Raw genomic sequence first — 18970 nt, 5'->3', positions numbered from 1 at the left:
TCCGATCTCGGACCATCATATAAATTTCCGTGGATGCGCGGCAATTAAAATAGGGGCGAGTGGCTGCACACTGCAAACGTTGGGGAGTTCAATGGTACGCGAAACCGATGGGGATGGGAGCGGTGTCAACAGACGACAGCTACTGCGGTCGGCGGGGGTCGCCGCGACGGGACTCGCGCTCGGAACCGGGACGGCCTCGGCGTCGGGGTTCGGCGTGTCGACGTCGGACCACACGATCAGTTCCTGGGACGGCACGGAGCTGGCGGCGACGCTGTACGTGCCCGGCGGGAGCGGGCCACGTCCGACAGTGCTGATGACCCACGGCTGGGGCGCGTTCAGACAGTCGCCGCTCACAGCTCCGAAGGCGCTCACCTACGCCAAGAACGGCTACACGGTGCTGACGTACGACTCGCGAGGATTCGGGAATTCCGACGGTACCGTGGGCCTCGACGGCCCGCGTGAGACCAAAGACGCCCAGGCGCTGATCGACTGGCTGGCGAAGCGGCCGGAAGTCGCCCTCGAGGGAACTGGAAATCCGAAACTCGGCATGGACGGCGTCTCGTACGCCGGCGGCATCCAGTTCCAGGCCGCGGCAGCCGACGACCGCATCGACGCCATCGTGCCGCGGATCACCTGGAACGATCTCACCTACTCGCTGGCCCCGAACGGCGTCATCAAGAGCGGCTGGCTCACCATCCTGCTCGGCCTGGGCACTATCGGAACGGCCGACGGCGATACCGATTCGCAGGTCACCGACCGGCTCTACGAGTGGTACAAAGACGCCGTGTGGAACAACGAGATTCCGGCCGACGCCGAACAGGCGTTCCGGAACCGCTCGGTGGCCTCCAAAGACGACTTCGACACGCCGGCGTTCCTCGTCCAGGGCTGGGACGACACGCTGTTCAAGCCCAACGAAGCGCTGTGGACCTACAGACAGCTGCAGGACGCCGGCGTCGACACGCGGCTGGCTTTCTACGAGGGCGGCCACGCCGTCGAGGAAATCGCGGTGCCGCTCGACGCCCGCGAGCACATGAACGGCCTCGCGGTCTCGTGGATGGACCAGCACGTCCGCGGCACCGACGCGGAGGTGCCCCGGACGACGAGCTACCTCAAACAGCGCGACGAGTGGCGGACTGATTCCGAGTGGCCGCCCACCGACGTCTCGAAACGGGCCTACGACCTCGGCGCCGCGAGCAGGGACGGCGAGGCAACCATCGAGCAGTGGAGCTGGTGGCACGACACCGAGGTCACGTACACCTGGACTGTCGGCGAGGACGTCGAGGTCGTCGGTACCCCCGAACTCGACCTCTCGTTCGACGTCCACGGCGACGAGGCGCGCCTGTTCTTCAATCTTCAGCACGACGGCGAGAACATCAACGACGTGGGCGAAGTGTACCGCATCGGCAATTCCGGAACCAACCGCATCAGGTTCAGCTACCCGACGCTCCAGCGGTTCTGTTCGAAGGGCGACGAACTCGGCCTGCAGATCAGCGTCTCGAACCCCTTCTATCTCGACTCGCGGGACTCCGACGGCGTGACCGTGCGCGCGAGCGAATCGCGCGTGCTGCTGCCACAGCGGTAGAGCCGCCGTCTGTCCTGCTCTGGACCGGCGGAGTCCCGGCTTCGGCCGGGACCGCCGCGCCGCCTGTGACTTCCGTGTCCACCGTCCACACCCCGAACATTGACCCGTACCGGCTTCGAGTAGCCAGTTGAGAGATGTTCGAGTCGCTTTCGGGATCGACGCTGTCGCTCGTGGTCCGACTGCTCGTCGCGCTCGGGATCGGCGGCCTCGTCGGGATGGAGCGCGAGCAGAGCGAGTCCGCGGGCACCTTTGCGGGCAGTCGCACGTTCCCGCTGTTCGGGCTCTACGGGGCGGTGGTGCAGGCCTTCTTCCCCGATTTGCTCCCGGTCGCGCTCGCTGTGCTCGCAGTCCCTCTCACCGTCGCCTACGTGGCCAAGATCGCGACCGTCGGCGACGTCGGGCTGACGACGGTGATGGCGGCGCTGGTGACGACCCTCCTCGGTGCGCTGACGATGCACTCCGAGCAGGGACTCCTCGTCGCCGTCGTCGTCGGGGGTGTGATGACCGTTCTGCTCTCTGCGAAAGACCCCATCCACGCAGTGGCCGACCGCATCGACGAACGGGAACGTCGCGCCGTCGCGAAGCTCATCCTCGTGACGCTGGTCGTCTTGCCGGTGCTCCCGAACCGAGAACTTGCCGTCATCGGCGGACTCAACCCACAGTTCGTCTGGCTGATGGTCGTGTTCGTCTCCGGACTCGGCTTCGTCGCCTACCTCCTGACGCTGGCGATCGGCACCGAACGCGGCATCATCCTCACGGGCGTCCTCGGCGGGTTCGTCTCCTCGACGGCGACGACGGTGTCGATGGCCGAGCGGACGGCCGAGAACCCGTCGCTGTACAGGGTGGCCGGCGTCGCAGCCGTCATCGCCGCGACCGTCATGTTCCCGCGGGCGCTCGTCGAAGTCGCCGTGGTCAATCCCGCCTTGCTCCCCCACGCCGCGGTCCCGATGCTCGTGATGACTGTCGTCGCCGCGGTGGCCACTGTCGCGCTCTACTGGTATTCCGACGAAAGCGAGGCGATCGACACCGAGATGACCAATCCCTTCCGGCTCCGGTCGGCGCTCTTTTTCGGTGCCCTGTTCGCCGCTGTGCTGCTGGTCTCGGAGTACGCGAACGCCTGGTTCGGGAGCCGGGGCATCTACGTGACTGCGTTCCTCTCCGGACTGGCCGACGTCGACGCCATGACCCTCTCTCTCAGCAAACTCGCCGCCGAAGGATCGGTCTCGCCGGACGTGGCGACGACCGGCATCGTCATCGCGGCTATCGCGAACACGCTCGTCAAGGCCGGCCTCACCTGGGTTCTCGGGACTCGCCGCCTCGGCCGGCGCGTCACCGCAGTGCTGGGCGTCGCAGCGCTGGCCGGACTCGTCGTCGTGATGGTCTGACGGCTCTACTCGTCCGATTCCAGTTCGTCGAGCACGCTGAAGACGCGCTCTGTCAGCGTCTCGGCGTCCGCTGCCAGCAATTTCACGATGGCTTCTTTGCCCACCTCTCCCCGGTCGATGACGGCCACGGGCGTCCCGTCGGCCGCCCGGAACGCTCGGCGTGCGCCCCACTGCATCGTCGAGCCTTCCTCGGCTTTCACGTCCGCCGGTTCGGCACTTCGATCGTACTCCGCGACGGGACCGTCGAGGACGCCGAGTGCGTCTTCCACCTCGTCGTCGAACCGGCAGTTGACCGCAAAGCGCAGGTCGCCGTCGAACTCCCGGGTCGAGAGCAAAAAGCGCGCGACGTGACTCGACGCCCCGAACCGCACGCCCCGGTTCGGCTTGACGCCCGAGAGCGTCTTCGTGATTCTGCCCTCGACGGCAGCGGTCTCTTCGGGCATTTCCGCGTAGGGCGTCGCGGCCACGACGTTCATGCCGACTTCGGGAACGAGGCGGCGCACGTCGCGGTCGACGAACTGCTCGACGACGCTTTCGACGGCCTCCCCCGTAGGGTCTCTCGCGGCGTCGTTGCGGACTTCGACCATGTGGTGGACGCTGCCGGGTCCCTCGCCGACGTCGAGCGGGTAACGGACGCCGCGGGCCAGCAGGTCGATGCCCGACGAGACGGCCTCCGTCAGGTCCGCACCCCGTGCGAGGTGTGCGGTGATGGCGCTGGAGAGCGTACAGCCCGACCCGTGCGTGGCGTCGGTGTCGACGCGCGGGTGTCTGAACGTCTCGACGGTCTCCTCGGTGACGAGCACGTCCACGACGGCCTCGCCCGGGACGTGCCCGCCCTTGACGAGCGCGGCGTCGGCGCCCATCTCGACCAGTCGCTCACCCGCTGCTCGGCAGTCGGCCTCGTCCTCGGGCTCGACGCCGGTCAGAACGGCCGCCTCGTCGGCATTGGGCGTCACGAGCGTCGCCGCGGCGACGAGGTCCTCGTAGGCGTCCTCGGCGTCCGGTTCGAGCAGCCGGTCGCCCGACGCGGCGACCATCACCGGGTCCACGACGAGGGCCGGCAGGTGGCCGGTGTACTCCCCGACGAGGTCGATCACGTCGCTCGTCGCGAGCATCCCAGTCTTGGCCGCGCGAACGTCGAAGTCGTCGAGGACGGCCTCGATCTGCGCCGCGATTTCCGACGTAGGCAAGCGGTGCGAACTCTCGACGCCCCGGGTGTTCTGTGCGGTGACGCTCGTGACCGCGCTGGTGCCGAACGCGCCGCAGGCCTCCATCGTCTTCAGGTCGGCCTGAATGCCCGCGCCACCGCCGGAGTCGCTGCCAGCGATGGTCAGTGCAACCGGCGGTCGGTCGGGTGCAGCCTGGCGTGTGGTCATACCCGCTATCTGGGCGGGCAGTAACTAAGATGGTGGCGATACGCCCCGCATTCGCCGCGTCTGCCGGCGATTCCGCGGGGAACAACGTGCCCTAATATCGCCTAGTATGCTAATCAATTTCTAGACTACATTCAACGCAACGCTTATGTTTGTGAACCGTTCCCAATCGAGTAGCTGCGGTTCGGCGGCGCTGCCCGTCACCGCGCACGAAAGACCATGGAAGAACAGACTGTCGATTCAGACCTCGAACAGCACGGATCGTTTGCAAGCTTCGAAACCGCCGACGGCGACCTCGTCATCTATAACCGGGGCGACCCGACGTCGTGGTTTCAATCAGACACCGTGACCGAGGTCCAGGACTGGCGCTGACTGCGGTCGATCTATCGGTTCAGCCGTTCTGACGGACACGACGATCTCGCTATTCGTCCGCCGATTCCAGTTTCTCGGCGTACTCTTCCATCGCGGCCCAGAACGGGTCCGCGCCCGGATGGTCGGTGTTCTCGCCGTCGACGACGAGTCCCGAGCCGTCGCGGACCTCGCCCACGTCCGCGGCGGGAATGCCCTCGTCGGCAAGCGCACCGAGCACGTCGTCGACCCCGTCCGGATCGACCGTCAGCAGGAGCGTTCCCTCGCTGATCGAGATCCAGGGGTCGATGCCGAAGAACTCGCAGGCTTCTATCACGCCCGGCTGGACCGGGACCCGGTCGGTCTCGATGTCGATCCGGACGCCTGCGGCCCGTCCCATCTCGAAGAGGCCGCCGTAGATGCCACACTCCGTGGCGTCGTGCATCGCCGTCACCGGTCCCGCGGCCGCCGCCGTGAGCGCGTCTTTGACGGGACTCATGTCGTAGAACCGGTCTTTCGCGTTCTGGATCGTCTCAGGGTCGAGTTCGCCCTCCAGCAACGATTCGTACTGGATCGAGAGCAGCCCAGTCGCCTCGATGGCCGGCCCCTTCGTGACGACGACGCGGTCGCCCACGCGTGCGCCGTCTGGGCGGACCAGCTCGTCGGGATCGCCGACTGCGATGGGGGTCGCGCCGCCGACCATCGGGTAGTTACAGCCGGCGTAGCGGGCGGTGTGACCCGTCACGATGGAGACGCCGAGGTCTCGGGCCTCCTCGTCGAAGGTCTCCCAGACCGTCTCGAACTCCGCGTCAGTGATCTCCGGCGGGAGGTTGAAGTCGACCGACAGGTGCGTCGGCGGCAGTCCCGAGACTGCCACGTCACTCATGAGAATGTGGAAGGCGAACCACGCCGCCCGCTCGAACCCGAGCGAGGGCATGACGAACACGGGATCGGTCGCCATGACGACGGCTCTGTCGGCGACCTCGATCGCCCCGAAGTCCACGCCGTGTTGCGGCCCGAGCGTGACGTCGTCCCGGTCGGCGCCGAGGTGCGGGTAAATGTACTCGTCGAAAAACTCCCTGTCGACCTTCCCGAGTTCGCTCATGACCGAGTGGTACCTGCGAGTTGCACTTAGACGTACCGCTGTCGAGTTTGAGGATCGCCACGGCAACTCTGTGGGGATCTCGACGCGCGTGCCCGTCTGTGCTCGCTCGGTTTGCGCCGCTCCCGTGTGGTACCGCATGACTCAAACGAGTCTTTCACTCAACCCTGGTTTCTAGTCCTCGGATTTCGTCTCTCACCACATGACTGCGATCCGGACTGAACAGCTGACGAAACGGTTTGGCGGCTTCACTGCGGTCCGCGATCTCACGTTGCGTGTCGACGACGGCGAGGTGTTCGGGTTTTTAGGGCCGAACGGTGCCGGGAAGTCCACCACTATCGACATGCTCCTGGATTTCGTCCGGCCGACCAGTGGTGAACTCACCGTTCTTGGGCACGATCCACGCACCGAACCGCGTGCGGTTCGCGAGCGGATCGGTATTCTCCCGGAGGGGTACGACCTCTACGATCGCCTCTCGGCCCGTCGACACGTCGAACTCGCGATCGAACTGGCGGCGACCGACGACGATCCGGACGCCGTTCTGCGCCGCGTCGGACTCGCTGACAGCGCGGCTCGATCGGTCGGTGGCTTCTCGAAGGGAATGCGACAGCGACTCGCGCTCGGGATGGCGCTCGTCGGTGAACCCGACCTCCTCGTCCTCGACGAGCCCTCCAGTGGACTCGACCCGCAGGGGGCAAAAGAGATGCGTCAGTTGGTCCGCGAGGAGGCTGACCGCGGGGCGACGGTGTTTTTCTCCAGCCACATTCTCGACCAGGTCGAAGCCGTCTGTGACCGCGTCGGGATTATGAACGACGCTGAACTCGTCACCGTCGACACGGTCGATGGACTTCGATCGGCGACCGGGTCGACGTCCACGCTCGTGGTGTCCGTCGACAACGCTCCGGACGTGGGTCCCGTGCAGGAAGTCGAGGGCGTCAGCGACGTGACCGTCGTCGACGACACACTGCGGATCGACTGCGATGATCCGGGCGTCAAAGCGACCGTCATCTCGCGGATCGAACGTGCGGGCGCGACTGTCACTGACATCGACGTCGACGAAACGACGCTGGAGGACGTCTTTGTCGAGTACACGGACGAGACCGCTGCGCCGGAGGTGCATGAATGACGTTGCCAGTCCTGGCAATCGCCGCGAAGGACTTCGAAGACGCCGCCCGCTCGAAACTGCTGTGGGGACTCACCCTGGTGTTGCTCGTCGTGACCGTTCCGAGTTTTCACAGCCTGTTGCACTCCCCGTTCATCGACGGCGCAGTGGACGCCGCCGAGTGGCTCCCGGGTGCGTTCGAGAACTACGTCGCACCGCTCGCCATGATCGCCGCGTACCGGTCCGTCGTCGGAGAACGTGAATCCGGCAGTCTCAGAGTCCTGTTCGGCCATCCCGTCACGCGTCGCGATCTCGTCGCCGGAAAAGTGCTGGGGCGCGCCGCACTCGTCGCGCTCGTGTTGCTGATCACGACGCTCGGGCTCGGCATCGCCGTCGTCGCAGTGTACGGTACCCTCCCCATCGCACTGTTCGTGGTGAGTGCTCTGTACGTGATGGCCTACGGTGCGGTCTGGGCTGCGGTGACCGTCGGTGTCTCCGCGGCTGTCACTTCACGACTGCAGGCGATCGCGGGCATGCTCGGCCTCTTTCTCTTGTTCGGGCCGTTCCAACTCTGGCAGGGAATCGCACTTCCGCTCGCGGCACTCGCGCTCACAGGGAGCGCGTCAACCGCGAGCATCAGCCAGATCGATCCGACCACGTGGCCGGCGTGGTATCCGTACGTCCAGCGACTCAACCCGATCCAGAACTTCGTCCACAGCCGCGAGTTCGTCGCCAGCCTGGGTGATCCGTCTATCGGCTACCTCGGTGAGCTTCGGCTCCAACTGTTCGGGCTCGCGGTGTTACTCGCGTGGGCCTTCGTCCCGCTGGCGCTGGGGTACTGGCGATTCGAGCGTGCCGACCTCGCCTGACTGCAAGCCTCGTGGTCGGTCCCGGGTCGCTACTCGTCGTCGTCGGGGATGACCATGAGCTTCACGCGCCGGACGCCGTCGAAGTCACGAAGCCGATACGTGAGTTCGCGCACGCGCTCGGCCGGGCCGCGACAGAACAGCGACTCCAGACACCACTCGCCCTGGTGGGTGTGGCTCGTGTTCAGAATCACGTCCTGGTAGTCGTGCTGGACCGTGTGGAGGTCTCTGATGACGTCGTGGTGACGGTAGTCGAAGCCGACGAGCGCAACGACTTCGCCCGTCGTGTCTTCGAGCCGGGTGTGGACCTCGATGTACTCCAGCATCGCCTCTCGGACCGCTCGCGACCGGTTCTCCATGCCTTCGGCCTGCCACACCCGGTCGAACTCGTCGACGATCTCGTCGGGAATGTTGAAGCTCGTCCGCATACCGAGTGGTGTGCGTCGCTCCCACAAGACTCCTCGGTATGACGATACCCCGGTTCCGGTATTAACAACCCCTAAACGTGCGATCCACCGTGTTTCGGGTATGGCGTTGTTCCAGGCGGAATCGCTCGGCCTGCTCATCGGCGCGGTCGTCCTCGGCGCCGTCCACGGGGTCGAACCCGGCCACGGCTGGCCCGTCGCCGCGTCGTACGCACTCGACCAGTCAAACAAGTGGGTCTCCGGGTTCGCAGCGAGCCTCCTCATCGGCGTCGGCCACCTCGTCAGCAGTCTCGCGATGGTGGGCGTGTTCTTCTACGCGAAATCGTACTTCTCGCTCACCCAGGTCAACGAGCCGATCACGGTCGCCGGCGGCGTCCAGCTCGGCGGTCCCGTCAGTCTCGTCGCTGGCGTCCTGCTCATCGCGCTTGGGGTTCGCGAGTACCGCCACGGCCATTCCCACGGCGACGGTGGTCACGGCCACGATGACCACGGCCACACCGGAGCCGTCGACAAATTCGACGGCGGACACGCCCACGACAGTGCCACCGTGACTCTCGACGAGACGCCGGCCCACGCGCAGCACGACCACGGAGCGCACGGCCACTCCCACGCTCACCCCAGCGACGACCACGCCGATGCCGGGCTGTTCGCTCGGCTCGCTGGGCTGCTCCCGTTCGTGGGTAGCCACTCGCACGCGCACGGCTCCCTAGATGACGCAGCTGACCGCGGCCTGCTCGGCATCGCGTGGTTCGCGTTCGTGCTCGGGTTCGCCCACGAGGAAGAGTTCGAGATCATCGCCATGTGCGCCGGCTCGACCATGTGTCTCGAACTGATGAGCGTCTACGCGCTCACGGTCGTCCTGGGTATCGTCGCTCTGACGCTGGCCCTGGTCGCTGGCTATCAACATTACGAGGACGAGGTCGAGAAGTACACGCCCTACCTGCCGGTGTTCTCCGCGGCCGTCCTCGTACTCATGGGCATGGGGTTCATCACTGGCCTGTTCTGAGACCGCGCGCACCCGTCTCTGCCGCTCACCCGAGCGTGATCAGCGCGATCCCGCCGACCGCCAGCCCCGCCGCAGCCAGTCGCGTCCGGAAGTGCGATTCGTCGAGCAGCAGGCTTCCCAGCACGACTGCGACGACGGCCTGGGTGTTGACGACCGGCGAGACGACGCTGGCCGGCAGCGTCTGGAACGCCGTCGCGATGAGGTGCTGGCCGCCAGCCACGAGGAGCCCGGCGGCCAGGAGCTTCACGGCGTCATCGCGCGCGTCGACCGTTCCCCGATGGCGAACCGCGAACGGGGCGACCAACAGCAGGACCGTGACGAGCATCACTGCGACGAACGTCTCCGGCGGCACCGCCAGCTCCTGCATGCTCACGCGCTTGCCCACGTCGACGACGCCGAACGTCGCCGCGCTCAGGAGCGCGAAGCCGGCCGCGCGGTTCGTCGCGATCCGACGCAGCGGGCCGATCAGCGACCCCGTCCGGTAGTTGGCGACGTACACCGCCAGCGTCGCGACGACGACGCCCGCGATCTGCAGCGCCGAGAGCCGCTGGTCCAGGAGGACGACCTCCAGTGGCAGGACGAACACGGGCACGATCTTCGACAGCGGCGCGACGTACGACACGTCGCCGATGGCCAGCGCGTGGTAAAAGGAGAGCAGTGCGACGCCGGTGAAGACGGCCGTCCCTGCGAGCACGGCGACGCCAGCGAGGTCCAGTGACGCGGGAACCCGCTCGTCGGCGGGCACCGTGAACAGGACGACCGGGAGGTACCACACCAGGCTCGTAGTGTTCGACAGGGCGACGTACAGGACGGGCGGGTAGTGACTGAAGTATCGCTTGACGACGACGAGGTAACAGCCCAGCCACAGCGCCGCCGCGACCGACAACAGCAGTCCCTCGTTCACGACTCAGTGCTCGGGAGTGCCCTTTGTCTCGCTGTCGGTTCGTCGATCTCGGCCGGCGCGGGCCGTCGACTGAAGGGGAGCTTACAAACTGTGGGCGGCCGTAATCGCGGGTATGGACCGAATCGGCTTCGTCGGTCTCGGTGCGATGGGTGAACCGATGGCGTGGAACGTTCACGGCGCGGACTACGACCTCCACGTCCACAACCGCACGGCGGCCGCGATGTCCCCGTTCGCCGCTGAGGGCGTCGCTACCCACGACACCCCCGCAGACCTGGCGGCGGCAGTCGACGCCGTCGTCGTGATGGTCACCGGCCCCGACGCGCTCCGGGCGGTCGTCACCGGCGACGAGGGGGTCATCGAGGGGCTCGACCCAGGGACGGCCGTCGTCAACACCAGCACCGTCTCGCGGGAGGCGACCGAGGAGGTCGCGAGCACGGTCGAAGGGACGGGTGGACGCTTCGTCGACGCCCCGGTGCTCGGAACCGTCGGCCCCGCCGAAGCGGGCGAACTGCTCGTCCTCGCTGGCGCGTCCGACGACGTGCTGGCGGACGTGCGGCCGCTGCTCTCGGTGTTCGGCGACGTGCGCCACGTCGGCGACGTCGGCGAGGGGACGAGCACGAAGTTGACGACGAACCTCCTGCTCGGGGTGATGATGGAGGGGTTCTCGGAGGCGCTGGCCTTCGCCGAGGGACAGGGACTCGACACGGACGAGGTGCTCGACGTGATCCAGAACGGCGTTCTCGGAGCGCCGCTGTACGACTACAAGGGACCGGTCGTCAGCGAGCGAGACTTCACGCCGCAGTTTCCCGTCGATCTCCTGTTCAAGGACCTGAACCTCGTCCTCGACGCCGCCGGAGAGGACGGCACGCCGCTCCCTGCGGTCGGTGCTACCCGTGAAGCCACGAGTGCGACCCGGGCGCTCGGCCACGGCGAGGAAGACATGATGGCGCTCGTCAAGCACCTCGAAGCCGTGACCGGGCGGACGGTCGGTTCCTCGGACTGAACGACGTGGGACCAGCGAAGTCGGGCTCTCTCGTTTCTTTCGGCAGAACAAGCCAGGATTTATCTGGAGCGGTGATGGAGCTTCGAATGGCTGATTGACACGTCTATCCATGAAACTCGACCTACTGAAACGGACGAACGGCTGGCTGCTGCTGGCTGGGTTCGTCTCGACTGTGTCTGTCGTGCCGTGGCTGAAAACCAAGGACTACGGACTGGCCGGAGTGGTCGTCCCGCTCGTGTTGTTCGCCCTCAGTGCCGTCGGCGCGAGGGCGGAACGCCGCGACGTCGAACGGAAGCTTCGCCGAGCCAGAGAGCCGAACTCTGCGAACTGACCCATCCGGTGTGGCTCTCAGGCCGCGCAGTTGTTCGGCCCGAGTTCGAGTTCCGTCGCCTCGCTCTCGTCGGCGGGCGCTTCGAGCCCCTTGTTGATGGCGATGATCCGCTCGTAGTTGGGTGGCTTCTCCGGGGTCTGGTCGGTGAGTCGCTCGACGAACGCCTCCCTGTCCAGTCCCAGCAGGTCGAGGTCCGACCGGAGGTCGCCGAGTCGCGCCGCGATCGGATCGCCCGGGGCGGCGACCTCGTACCGTCCGTCGGTCGAAACTGAGACGTGGCCCGGCAGAACCGTCGTGTCGTCGGGGAGGTCGAGGATCGTGTCGTGGAGCGAGTCGTACAGCAACTCCGCGCCCGTCGCGGCGTCGGCGTCGCCGAACTGCAACTCCGTGCGGCCGACGGATTCGACGAACAGCGTGTCGGCCGTCAGCAGCGCCTCGTCGTTCACGCGGTAGTTCATTACGTCCGAGGTGTGGCCCGGGGTGTGGAACGCTTTCAGTTCCACGTCACCGAGTTCGAGCGCGTCGCCGTCGGCGAGCGGTTCGTACTCGTAGGCGACGTCCCGGTCGGCGGCTTTCTCACCGAGGTGGTACGGCACACCGAGCGAGTCCGCGAGGTCGCGCCCGCCCGAGATGTGGTCGGCGTGGACGTGCGTGTCGATGACGTGCTCGATCGTGAGGCCGGCCTCCTCGGCGACGATCTTGAACTGGTCCGTCTGCCTGGTCGCGTCGACGACGGCCGCCTCGCCAGTTTCGGCCGAGCCGACGACGTAGCCCAGACAGCCCTTCGCGCGGCGCTGGAGCTGGACGAGCACGAGGTCCTCGGAACTGGTTTCGATTGGAACGACCTCGTACACCTCGCTCCAGTCCTGCATGCCGCCTTTGACGACGGCCACGTCCTCGAAGCCGTGCTGTTCGAGCGCGAACCCGAAGCCGGTCGAGGTCAGTCCCTTCCCGCAGATCGTGACGATCGGCCCGCCGTCGGCCCTGCTGCGGACGCGGTCGAGGTCGTCCTCGGAGAGTTCGTCGCCGGGCCCGAACGGAACGTTCTCGGCGCCGTGGATGTGCCAGGCGTCGTAGCTGTCCGCCGGTCGGGTGTCGAACAGCGTGAACGGCTCCCCGGCGTCCAGTTTCGCGGCGAGTTGCTCGGCGGTGAGTTGATCGATCATCCCGTGCGTCATTCGGCGTCCACGCTCTTTGGGGTTCGTTCCGAACGGAGGAAGCTGCAACCAGGTGGCCGTAACGGGCTACGGTATCCCTCAGCCGAGTCCCGGGAGCCAGGCGAGGCCTGGTCGTCGCTGGGCTATGATCTGTCCGAGTTGATAGCCCCAGATCAGCAGGATGACTGTCCAGCCGACGCCGAACAACTGGGTGGCAATCGGCTGGTTCTGGAAGAAAAAGCCCAGTCCCGTCAGGAACACGGCGCCGTTCCAGGTGCCGACCATCCACGTCGGGAGGACGTCGAGCGTGCCGTCCCGGGGTACCATGTCCGAGAGCGTTCCCTGGCCTTCAGTCGCGTCATCGTGCAGGCACGGCAACGTCCGGACGGTGACGAGCAGCCCGGCCATCGCAATGGGGAGCGCCCAGCCGAGAAAGAAAAAGTGGAGCGCGCCCTGTTCGATCCACGCCGACTCGATGCCGAGCGGGACGCCGAAGAGGATGAACGGCGCGAAACTGGCCGGGCCGAGCACCCAGACCTGCGCAGCGAGTACCGACTGGGCGACGCCCGACCCAGTTCCGGCGAGGTAGGTTTTGACGAGCGTGTAGCCGTACAGGAGGAAGCCGCTGGCGTACAGCACCAGGCCCGGCGCCGTGACTGTTCGTCCCAGCCCGAGCCACGGGCCAGTGATTAGGGGAACGATGCCGGCGATGAACAGCCACGACGAGTACGCCCGCAGGCGTTCGCTGTAGAGATCGGCGTCGACGAGGCGCGGGAAGAGGTCGTACAGCGTGGCGATGGCGGCCAGGCCGAGAAAGCCCCAGCCGTTGGCGTGAACGTGGGCTTCACGCAGCCCGTCCAACCCACCCGGCACGTCGACGGGGTGGCTGAACAGGCCGAACGCGTAGACGATCCCAGCCAGGAACACGGTGAGCGCGGCGACGTACGTGCGGACGGTCACGTCGCGCCACCAGCGTCGCTCGCTTCGCCACCCCATCGCCAGGAGACTGCCGAGGACTGCGAGCACGGTCACGAACACGAGGATCGTTCCGAGGTCGAACCACGCCGGACGGCCGAACGCCCGGCCGTACCAGATCGCGGCGAATCCGCCGTTCAGGCCAGCGAAGGGACCCAGGACGGCGCGTCGACCCGGGGCCGGCTGATCGAGTTTGCGTGCGGCGAACTGTGGGAGCATCCCGAACAGCAGTTGCGTGAACCCGCCGACGGTCACGAAGTGGACGTGACTCCAGCCGATCCAGCTCACTGTGGACACCAGATCGACGGCCTGGAGGCCGTTGTAGGCGGCCAGCAGGAGGCCGCCGCCGAAGAAACCGAGCGCTGCGACGTGAAAGGGCGTCAGCCGCAATCCGCTTCGGCTCGTGGCTGCCATGGTGGTCCGCGTACGGTCCGAACGTCGATCACTGCTCGGCCGAACACGTGCGGGTCGGCCCGGACGCCGACAGAGAGCGCCGGAATCGACCCCGTGACGGCATGCGGCCGATACGATCTCGCACCGTCCGCGACCGAGAGCTCGCTGTCGGTCGCTGGGTGCGGCCGGCTCGCAATTATTTCCGGGACCGACGGCACGCCGGCCGAAACGGCCAATAATATCCCGCAGACCGCTACTTTAGCCGGTTCGGTGGCTAGTAACGGATGTGATCAACTGATGTCACTGATAGATCGTCGCGAGCGGTTCGACATGCCCCTGTTCGTGGCCGGCACGGTGATGGTTCTCGTGAGCCTCGGTGCGGCGGCCTGGATGCTCAGGCTCGGCGACATCGTCACGGCGCTTGGCCTCGGCCTGCTCGTCGCCGCCGGCCTGTTGCTGGCGGGCATCGGACTGTCGCCCGAGACGACGACGCACTGACCAACACCCTCGTTATCGCTGGCCTCCTTCGAGACGCCATGATACGCACGTCACTCTGCAGTCACGGTGATGTATCGCTCCGTCCCAGTGTCGCGTGTGGCCGCGGCCCGCTGGATGTGAGTTCCCGTGCGTGACTCCGAGTCCGTCGACGTCGCGACGTGGATGCTCGCCCTCTCGGGGGTCGTCATCGCGTTTCTCGTCGGCGTCGGCCTGTTGCAACTGTCGATCACCGGCGATCTGGGCTCGTTCTTCCGCAATCTCGGGATCGGGCTGCTCCTGTTGCTGTTTAGCGTCGGCTTCTATCGGAAGTGGCGTGAGACGTAGGCGAGGTGCCTACGCGTAGGATTCGTTTTCTTCGACTGGGCCGCTGAACGCCGAGTACAGCACGACGAAGTACGTCACGACCAGCGGCAGCAGGAACGCCGCGCCGATCGACGAGAGGTTCAGTGGGAGCGTCGACACGATTGCGTCACCGACCGTCAGCCCCGTCACCGGGTCGACCAGCGGGAACAACAGCGTCGCGACGAGCGCGACGAGGCCGTACACCTGGCCGGCGACGGCAACGAACGCCAGGTAGGGGCGGTCGAGCCGGCCAGCGACCACGTGCCCGACGGCCAGCAGCACGGTCAGTCCGAGCAGACCGAGCGTCGGGAGCGAGAACAGTTCGACGTGGGGTGCCGAACCGCTGCCGACGACCAGCGCCGCGACGGCCAGGACGAGATAGGCCGCCTGCGCGAGGTAGCCGAGCGGCCGCGCTTCCAACTGGACGTCGCCCCGCGTCTTCAGCCCGAGGTAGACGGCGCCGTCGACGACGGTGAGCGCGACGACGGCGAGCCCCGTCAGCACGCTCGCGACCGACGCGACGCCCGCGACGCCGAACAGCCAGTTCCCGACGAACACGCCCAGGAAGAACGGCGCCGTGACGCTCCCGACGACGAACGCCTGCCCCCAGCGGCGCTGCCACTCCTCGTCGTGGCGCTGTTCGTACATCTCCGGCGCGAGGCCGCGGAGGATGAGCGCGCCGAGGATGGCGAACATCAGCAGGTAGTGGCGGCTGAACAGGTCGGCGTACACCGACGGGAAGACGGCGAACAGCATGCCGCCGAACACGACGAGCCACACCTCGTTGCCGTCCCAGAAGGGGCCGATGGCGGCCAGCAACTGCTCGCGCTGGGCGTCGGTGCGGCGCGTTGCGAACAGCGCGCCCACGCCGAAGTCGAACCCGTCGAGAAACAGGAAGGTTCCGAAGACGGCGAACACCAGCGCGAACCAGAGTTCCGGGAGCGGCAACCCGAACAGCGGCTCGTCGGCGAGGCTCAGTGGCGTCATCACGTCAGTCATCGCTCGGGACGACCTCCCTGCTGGCGCTCCCGTCGTTTTTCGGCGTCGCCGGCTTCGTCGGCGCTTCCTCGCGGATCAGACGCACAACGACGTACCAGTAGAGGACCAGTAGCGCCGAGTACACCCCGACGAAGCCGGCGAGCGTGGCGAGCGCTTCCGTCCCGGTCAGTCCGGGCGAGACGCCGGCGTGGGTCTTCATCACGCCCTGGATGACCCACGGCTGGCGCCCGACCTCCGTGACGATCCAGCCCAACTCGACGGTGAGGATGCCCAGCACCGACGACCCGACCAGCGCCTTCGCCAGCAGGTCGTCGTCGAACAGGTCGCCCTGGAGCCACCGATACCCGCCCCAGAACGCCAGCAGGATGAACCACATGCCGAGCCCGACCATCGCTCGGAACGCCCAGAACACGATGGCGACCGGCGGACTCTCGGTGGGAATGTCGTTCAGTCCGGTGATGGTCGCTCCGGGATCACCCCCGCTGGCGAGCAACGACGCGACGAAGGGAATCTCGATCACGAACAGGTCCTCGGCGTGGGGATCGGTGATGTCGTCCAAACTCGTCGGAAACGCCAGCAACTTCAGTCCGACCGAAGAGTCGGTGTCGTACTGTGCCTCCATGGCGGCGAACTTCTGGGGCTGGGTTTCGGCGACGTGGCGGCCGTAGGCGTCGCCGTGGATCGCCTGGAACGGGGCCGTGACCAGCAGAACCGCGAGGCCGGCCTTCATCGTCTTCCGCCAGAACTCCGTGTCGCGGTTCGTCCAGACGAAGTAGGCGGCGACGCCGGTCATGAACAGCGCGACCGACAGCACGGCCGCGTTCTGCATGTGGACGTACATCCACGGGAAGCGGGGGTTGGCGTACGCCGCGATCGGGTCGACCAGCGCGATGATCGGCTGGCCGCTCTCGCGGGCGACCTCGAAGCCGCGCGGGGTCTGCATCCACGAGTTGGCGATCAGGATCCAGACGGCCGAGAGCCACGTGCCCAGGCCCACGAGGACGCTCGACAGCATGTAGAGCCGGTCGGTGACCCGGTCACGGCCGAACACGAAGATGCCGAGGAACGTCGCCTCCAGCATGAACGCCATCATGCCCTCGATGGCGAGCGGGCCGCCGAACAGTTCGCCCGCCGCCGTCGAGAACGCCGCGAAGTTCGTCCCGAACTCGAACTCCAGGACGATGCCCGTCACGGTGCCGACGACGAACGAGATCGCGAAGATCTTCGTCCAGAAGGTCCGGAGCTGTTCGTACACCTGTTCCTCCGTCCGTATCTCCTTCCACGTGAAGTAGATGAGGAAGGGCGCTAACCCCATGCTCATCACTGGGAAGATGATGTGGACTATCGTCGTCACCGCAAACTGAAGTCTGCTGGCGATGACTGGATCGATCATACTTAAATTGGAGTCGTTGTCGGGGTCGCGGCTGTCACCGCGCGGGTGTCGCCTGCGTGCTGTTGACCGCGCTCGTTACTGTTCGCGCGTGACGAACCACCAGTCGTAGTAGTCCGTGTCCTCGCGGTCGGCCACCTCTTCCTTTCGGGCCTGGGCGTCAGCTTCGGTCCCGGGCGGTGACAGGAGCACGCGGTCGTCGAACTTTTCGTTGTTCGGCCAGTCGGCCGGTGCGGCGACGCCGGCGGCGTCGCTCTTCTGGAGCGCGCGCAGCGAGCGGAGGATCTCGTCGATGTTGCGGCCGATCTCCATCGGGTAGGTCAGGCGCAGCCGGACCGTGCCCTCCGGATCGACGATGAAGACGGTGCGAACGGTTGCCGTTCCTGCGCCCGGGTGGAGCATGCCGAGCCGCTCGGCGACCGTTCCCTGGTCGTCGGCGATGATCGGGAACTGGATGTCGACGTCGAGGTTGTCGCGGATCCACTCGGTCCACTTGATGTGCGAGTGGACGCGGTCGACCGAGAGGCCGAGCAGTTCGGCCTGCAACTCTTCGAACTCCTCGCGACGCTGCTCGAAGGCGACGAACTCCGAGGTACAGACGGGCGTGAAGTCGCCGGGGTGACTGAACAGGACGAGCCACTGCCCCTCGTACTCGTCGGGGATGGTCAACTCGCCGTGGGACGTCTCGACCGTCATTTCCGGGAACTGATCGCCGATGCCAGGCGTCTCGACAGCCGATTCGTCCGCGGATGCTGGTTCCTGTGTCATCCTACTTCCGAATTGGGAGACGACCCATTAAACTGGTCTTCTACGAACTATCTTTTCGGACTCTCGTACAACGTTTGCGAACTAGAAAACATTCTTTCCGGTATCTGGCCCCGGTGGTCCGGGCTGCGAGTGTCGGTGGGAAGCCTGCGGTGTCGAATCCGACTCGGCACCTGCCCACGGCGTCAGTCCGATTCCTCGAAGGAGACGCTGCCGAGGCCGCGGGCGGCGGCGAGCAACCGACCGAGCGCGCGCCGGATATCGGCGTCGAACAGCGCGCCCAGGAGCCCGAAGAAGCCGACCGGCTCGGGGTCTTCCGTGGCGAGTCCGTCGATGGTGGCACCGAGGGCGTCGGTGACCTTCGGATCGCCGAGCGTCTGGACGAGGGCGATCATGTTGCCGGCGTTCCGGCCGAGTTCGTACATCTCGACCTCGTTCTCGGCGTGGGCGTCCGCGAAGCCCGCCGCGGCCATCCGGAGATCGCGGATGACGTTCCGGTTGTCCTGGGCGACCTCGCGCAGTTCCGGCGTGAGATCCATCGCGAGGTCGTGGGTCGCGTCGAGCAGTTCGAGCAGGTCGGCGAGCGTGTCGGCGTTCTCGCCCAGGCGTTCGAGGAGCGCGAGCGTCTCCTCGCTCTCCAGCGAGTATCGCAGCCGTTCGATGACGTCGCGGTTCTCCTGGATGGCGACTCGGAGTTCCGGCACGAGGTCGTCCGTGAGGTCCTTCGACGCGGCGAGGACGTCGAGCAACTCGACGAGCGTGTCGGCCTCTTCGCCGACGCGCTGCAGGAGGACGAGCGTCTCCTCGCGCTCGAAGGCCAGCCGTAGTTCGCTGATCGGTTCGCGGTTCTCCCGGACCGCCTCGCGGAGTTCCGGCGCGAGGTCCTCGGCGAGTTCTTCCGTCGTCGTGAGCAGTCGAAGTAGCTCCGCGAGCTCCTCGTCGTTCTCCTCGATGGCTCGTGCCAGTTCCGACGCGTCGTCGGACGCGACCGCGGCGTCGGCGGAGTGTGAATCGCTCGCCATTG

General features: G+C 66.5%; 20 protein-coding genes. 10 read left to right on the top strand and 10 right to left on the bottom strand.

All coding sequences use genetic code 11. The features are described 5' to 3' along the window. The first annotated feature begins 91 nt into the window (after positions 1 to 91). Together ACFR9U_RS11940 and ACFR9U_RS11935 are read left to right on the top strand one after the other, a co-directional pair. Positions 92 to 1582 carry a CocE/NonD family hydrolase gene (locus ACFR9U_RS11940; RefSeq protein ID WP_247380809.1) on the top strand — a complete coding sequence of 497 codons (1491 nt, stop codon included), beginning with the start codon at positions 92 to 94 and terminating at the stop codon, positions 1580 to 1582. Between the two features lie 134 nt (positions 1583 to 1716). Continuing rightward, a complete protein-coding gene (locus ACFR9U_RS11935; protein WP_247380812.1) occupies positions 1717 to 2967 on the top strand; it encodes an MgtC/SapB family protein in 1251 nt (416 codons plus the stop codon). Between the two features lie 5 nt (positions 2968 to 2972). On the opposite strand, the gene thiD is transcribed toward ACFR9U_RS11935, so the two are convergent. After that, positions 2973 to 4343, bottom strand: a complete 1371-nt coding sequence (thiD, locus tag ACFR9U_RS11930; RefSeq protein WP_247380815.1) for a bifunctional hydroxymethylpyrimidine kinase/phosphomethylpyrimidine kinase — start codon at positions 4341 to 4343, stop codon at positions 2973 to 2975. A 216-nt stretch (positions 4344 to 4559) separates the two neighbouring features. Between thiD and ACFR9U_RS11925 the strand changes: the two genes are divergently transcribed. After that, entirely contained in the window at positions 4560 to 4712 is a 153-nt protein-coding gene (locus tag ACFR9U_RS11925; protein WP_247380818.1) for a hypothetical protein, read from the top strand. Between the two features lie 49 nt (positions 4713 to 4761). Here the strand turns inward: ACFR9U_RS11925 and ACFR9U_RS11920 are convergent, their stop codons facing one another. After that, positions 4762 to 5793 (bottom strand): AIR synthase family protein, encoded by a 1032-nt coding sequence (locus tag ACFR9U_RS11920; RefSeq protein ID WP_247380820.1) that lies wholly within the window; start codon positions 5791 to 5793, stop codon positions 4762 to 4764. Positions 5794 to 5992: 199 nt separating this feature from the next. Here ACFR9U_RS11920 and ACFR9U_RS11915 point away from each other — a divergent pair, with 199 nt between their 5' ends. Further along, on the top strand, positions 5993 to 6916 hold the full coding sequence (locus tag ACFR9U_RS11915; RefSeq protein ID WP_247380822.1) for an ABC transporter ATP-binding protein: 924 nt from the start codon (positions 5993 to 5995) through the stop codon (positions 6914 to 6916). Further along, positions 6913 to 7761, top strand: coding sequence for an ABC transporter permease subunit (locus ACFR9U_RS11910; protein WP_247380826.1), 849 nt, complete (start codon positions 6913 to 6915; stop codon positions 7759 to 7761). Before ACFR9U_RS11915 ends, ACFR9U_RS11910 begins: the two co-directional genes overlap by 4 nt. Before the next feature lie 29 nt (positions 7762 to 7790). Here the strand turns inward: ACFR9U_RS11910 and ACFR9U_RS11905 are convergent, their stop codons facing one another. Further along, a complete protein-coding gene (locus ACFR9U_RS11905; RefSeq protein WP_247380828.1) occupies positions 7791 to 8186 on the bottom strand; it encodes a CopG family ribbon-helix-helix protein in 396 nt (131 codons plus the stop codon). Positions 8187 to 8286: 100 nt separating this feature from the next. Here ACFR9U_RS11905 and ACFR9U_RS11900 point away from each other — a divergent pair, with 100 nt between their 5' ends. Continuing rightward, entirely contained in the window at positions 8287 to 9189 is a 903-nt protein-coding gene (locus ACFR9U_RS11900; protein WP_247380830.1) for a hypothetical protein, read from the top strand. 25 nt (positions 9190 to 9214) lie between these two features. Here the strand turns inward: ACFR9U_RS11900 and ACFR9U_RS11895 are convergent, their stop codons facing one another. Then, complete coding sequence (locus ACFR9U_RS11895) at positions 9215 to 10093, bottom strand: EamA family transporter (RefSeq protein ID WP_247380833.1); 879 nt, start codon at positions 10091 to 10093, stop codon at positions 9215 to 9217. Positions 10094 to 10205: 112 nt separating this feature from the next. Here ACFR9U_RS11895 and ACFR9U_RS11890 point away from each other — a divergent pair, with 112 nt between their 5' ends. Together ACFR9U_RS11890 and ACFR9U_RS11885 are read left to right on the top strand one after the other, a co-directional pair. Further along, a complete protein-coding gene (locus ACFR9U_RS11890; protein WP_247380836.1) occupies positions 10206 to 11096 on the top strand; it encodes an NAD(P)-dependent oxidoreductase in 891 nt (296 codons plus the stop codon). A 109-nt stretch (positions 11097 to 11205) separates the two neighbouring features. Then, on the top strand, positions 11206 to 11427 hold the full coding sequence (locus ACFR9U_RS11885; protein ID WP_247380838.1) for a hypothetical protein: 222 nt from the start codon (positions 11206 to 11208) through the stop codon (positions 11425 to 11427). Between the two features lie 17 nt (positions 11428 to 11444). On the opposite strand, the gene ACFR9U_RS11880 is transcribed toward ACFR9U_RS11885, so the two are convergent. Beyond that, entirely contained in the window at positions 11445 to 12593 is a 1149-nt protein-coding gene (locus ACFR9U_RS11880; RefSeq protein WP_247380932.1) for an MBL fold metallo-hydrolase, read from the bottom strand. Between the two features lie 90 nt (positions 12594 to 12683). Beyond that, entirely contained in the window at positions 12684 to 13973 is a 1290-nt protein-coding gene (locus ACFR9U_RS11875) for a cbb3-type cytochrome c oxidase subunit I (protein ID WP_247380841.1), read from the bottom strand. A 276-nt stretch (positions 13974 to 14249) separates the two neighbouring features. On the opposite strand from ACFR9U_RS11875, the gene ACFR9U_RS11870 reads away from it, so the two are divergent. Both ACFR9U_RS11870 and ACFR9U_RS11865 read left to right on the top strand, forming a co-directional pair. After that, positions 14250 to 14450, top strand: coding sequence for a hypothetical protein (locus tag ACFR9U_RS11870; protein WP_247380844.1), 201 nt, complete (start codon positions 14250 to 14252; stop codon positions 14448 to 14450). A 126-nt stretch (positions 14451 to 14576) separates the two neighbouring features. Further along, positions 14577 to 14774 carry a DUF8073 family membrane protein gene (locus ACFR9U_RS11865; RefSeq protein ID WP_247380846.1) on the top strand — a complete coding sequence of 66 codons (198 nt, stop codon included), beginning with the start codon at positions 14577 to 14579 and terminating at the stop codon, positions 14772 to 14774. Between the two features lie 9 nt (positions 14775 to 14783). Here ACFR9U_RS11865 and cydB read toward each other — a convergent pair whose 3' ends face one another. The 4 genes from cydB to ACFR9U_RS11845 form a co-directional block, all read right to left on the bottom strand. Further along, positions 14784 to 15791, bottom strand: coding sequence for a cytochrome d ubiquinol oxidase subunit II (cydB, locus tag ACFR9U_RS11860; RefSeq protein ID WP_247380849.1), 1008 nt, complete (start codon positions 15789 to 15791; stop codon positions 14784 to 14786). Continuing rightward, positions 15784 to 17184 carry a cytochrome ubiquinol oxidase subunit I gene (locus ACFR9U_RS11855; RefSeq protein WP_247380851.1) on the bottom strand — a complete coding sequence of 467 codons (1401 nt, stop codon included), beginning with the start codon at positions 17182 to 17184 and terminating at the stop codon, positions 15784 to 15786. The genes cydB and ACFR9U_RS11855 overlap by 8 nt, the downstream gene beginning before the upstream one ends. 75 nt (positions 17185 to 17259) lie before the next feature. Beyond that, entirely contained in the window at positions 17260 to 17949 is a 690-nt protein-coding gene (locus tag ACFR9U_RS11850) for a peroxiredoxin (RefSeq protein ID WP_247380853.1), read from the bottom strand. Positions 17950 to 18131: 182 nt separating this feature from the next. Then, entirely contained in the window at positions 18132 to 18968 is an 837-nt protein-coding gene (locus ACFR9U_RS11845) for a helical membrane plugin domain-containing protein (RefSeq protein ID WP_247380856.1), read from the bottom strand. Positions 18969 to 18970: the final 2 nt, after the last annotated feature.

Source organism: Halorientalis brevis (assembly GCF_042678165.1).
GTDB lineage: Archaea > Halobacteriota > Halobacteria > Halobacteriales > Haloarculaceae > Halorientalis > Halorientalis brevis.
The sequence above is the reverse complement of the archived record's forward strand: the minus strand, read 5'-3'. Positions and strand labels throughout refer to the sequence as shown.